At 58.4% G+C, this 2389-nt stretch carries 2 protein-coding genes and 1 pseudogene; 1 reads left to right on the forward strand and 2 read right to left on the reverse strand.

Annotated elements, in window-relative coordinates:
* Nucleotides 1-159: 159 nt before the first annotated feature.
* A complete protein-coding gene (locus GS614_RS21935) occupies nucleotides 160-1161 on the forward strand; it encodes a helix-turn-helix domain-containing protein (protein ID WP_171727325.1) in 1002 nt (333 codons plus the stop codon).
* A 69-nt stretch (nucleotides 1162-1230) separates the two neighbouring features.
* On the opposite strand, the gene GS614_RS21940 is transcribed toward GS614_RS21935, so the two are convergent.
* Complete coding sequence (locus tag GS614_RS21940; RefSeq protein ID WP_171121061.1) at nucleotides 1231-2208, reverse strand: CoA ester lyase; 978 nt, start codon at nucleotides 2206-2208, stop codon at nucleotides 1231-1233.
* A gap of 18 nt (nucleotides 2209-2226) precedes the next feature.
* A pseudogene (glyA, locus tag GS614_RS21945) lies at nucleotides 2227-2389 on the reverse strand (serine hydroxymethyltransferase); the annotation flags it as partial.

Consider the following 2389-nt stretch of genomic DNA (forward strand, 5'->3'; position numbering starts at 1 on the left):
AAACCTCGTATGCACATGCCCCCCAATGGACGCATACGCAGACGCCGCGGAATAGGGAACCGGGCGTAGCAATCCGCGGTTTGCTCTGGCGGATTGAAATCCGAAAATGAGGGCAGCGTCCTGCGAGGCGCTGCCTCTCGTCAATTCGATGGAGGAACAATGAAACACTATGTCCTCGCAAATGATCGCGCCGACCTGGCAAAGACCGGGCCGGAGGTGCCCGAAAGAATAAAATACATCGATGTTATCCTCAGCGACACGCGGGCACTGGCATCGGCTGAGATCGTCGTCGAGTTCTATCACGCTCTGAACAGCCTGGTCGAAAACTGCTCTTACGTCGTCAATCTCCGAGTGTCCGGAAATGACTCGGTCGGCGGGCCTCTTTATTGGGCAGGTCGGACGGCGATTTTCTGGGGCGACCTGGAGAACAACTGGGACGTCTCTGGTTCGCGCAGAAGCTGGATTTCGCAAGTTCTCAACCTGTCTTCAAGGACCGTTCTGGTCGGGGGAGCTGTCCTGTTGCTGGTGCAACTGGGCAGAGCAGGCCGAAACATCGTTGCGGTTCACCCGAACTTTGCCGCGGCCGCGCTGGAAAGCGGATTGGAAAGCTGCGGTGCGGCAACCCATCTGGCCGCCGACGGGCACCCCCACAGCGCGATCAGCAGACTGAGCGCGTTGCGGTTGTTGTCCGAATTCGTGTCCATGGATCACGGAGAGCATATAGCGGACGCATTGCGCAGCTATATCGGCCTGACCGAACCTACGCAAAAACACGAAAGCAGGTTGGCCGCCCAGTTGGTACACAGGGCAAAAGGCGATCTTCTGGTGATGCGCACTTTGGATGCGATGCAGGAGAACATCGAAGATCCACTGACGATCTCGGACCTTTCCCGTTTGCTCAAAACCTCGACGCGTCAACTGCAACGACGGTTCCTGAGCAAAACCGGAGCAAAGCTTCTTTCCACGTACAAGGAGCTTCGTCTGGAACGGGCGCAGAACCTGTTGCAGTTCACGAACATGTCGCAGATCGAAATCTCGGCAGCCACCGGTTTTTCATCGCCCGTCGCTTTGAAACGTGCGTTTCAACGCTGCTACAAAACCAGCCCGGATGATGTGCGGGACCGTCGGTTCATGGGGTCGATGGCGCCGGAAGGATCCTAGCCCTTCTTCGGCCTGCGCAACGGGCGATGACATCGCGTGGGCAGTTTGCCCACGCAACTCTGGTTTGGTTCACGCCGCAGCAATCTGGCTGGCCTTTTCCACCAGCACTTCGGCCTGACGGATTGAGGCGTAATCTATCAGCCGGCCGTCCAGTGAAACGGCACCTTTTCCGTCTGCCTCGGCCTCGGCCATGGCAACAAGAATGCGCTGCGCCTTGTTGACCTCGGCGTCGGACGGCGACATCACCTCGTTCGCCAGCGCGATCTGGCTTGGATGAATGGCCCATTTGCCCTCGCAACCCAGAACGGCGGCACGTTTTGCGGCGGCCTTGTAACCGTCCGGGTCCTGAAAATCGCCAAAAGGCCCATCAATCGGACGCAGCCCGTTGGCGCGCGCCGCAACCACCATGCGGGCCAGAGCATAATGCCACATGTCACCCCAATGGGACTGGCGACCGCCCTCGGGGTCCGCATCGGTCAAAACAGAGTAGTCCGGGTTCACACCGCCGATGATCGTGGTGCGCGCACGGGTCGAGGCCGCATAGTCGGCCACGCCGAAGTGCAGGCTTTCATTGCGCTTTGATGCTGCCGCAATCTCACTGACATTCTGCATGCCAAGCGCGGTTTCGATGATGTGCTCGAACCCGATCCGTTTTTTGTAACCCTTGGCGTCTTCGATCTGGGTCACCAGCATATCGACGGCATAGACATCCGCAGCAGTTCCGACCTTGGGGATCATGATCAGGTCCAGCCGCTCACCCGCCTGTTCGACCACATCGACGACGTCGCGGTACATGTAATGCGTGTCCAGACCGTTGATCCGAACCGACATGGTCTTGTTGCCCCAATCGATATCGTTCAGCGCCTGAATGATGTTCCTGCGGGCCTGTTCCTTTTCATCCGGTGCAACCGCGTCTTCCAGATCAAGGAAAATGACGTCTACATCGGATTTGGCTGCCTTTTCGAACATTCCGGGTTGGCTGCCGGGCACGGCCAATTCACTTCGGTTCAGTCGGGCTGGGGCTTGGTCAATGGAATGAAAGCTCATGGGTTCGGGTCCTTCGTCTTACAGGTTCGGATAGTCGGGAAACGTGCGCAGAGGTCTGCGACTTCGGCTTTGACCTTAGCTTCGACCGCGTCGTTGCCGTCTTCGCCATTGGCGGCCAGGCCGTCGACCACTTCGATGATCCAGTCGGCGATCTGGCGGAATTCGACCTCGCCGAAGCCGC

Origin of the sequence: Ruegeria sp. HKCCD6604, from assembly GCF_013110635.1 — a bacterium.
Classification (GTDB): Bacteria; Pseudomonadota; Alphaproteobacteria; order Rhodobacterales; family Rhodobacteraceae; genus Ruegeria.